Here is a 275-nt window from a genome sequence, read left to right on the forward strand (position 1 = left end):
TTAGTTGAGAATTAGAGATATCTTTGAAATAATTTGCTTTCTCTAATTGATCTTGAAAACATTCTGAAATCTCTTTTTTCTTCGGTAATTCATTAACGATATTTTGGACTGCTCCATTATTTGAACTTGCCACAATAATATTTTTATCTGAAATAGATCGTGGTAAAACGCCAAATTTAGCATTTTTCCAATAGGTCAGACTGCCTTGAACCACTTTATTAGAAAGTTTTGACATAGCTAGCGCCTGTTGTACGACTAAATCAGCAAAAACATCC

1 pseudogene is annotated in these 275 nt (G+C 32.0%); it reads right to left on the bottom strand.

The window, feature by feature from the left end:
- A pseudogene (locus SB775_RS29285) lies at nucleotides 1–275 on the bottom strand (AAA domain-containing protein); the annotation flags it as partial.

This window comes from Peribacillus sp. SIMBA_075 (assembly GCF_046534585.1).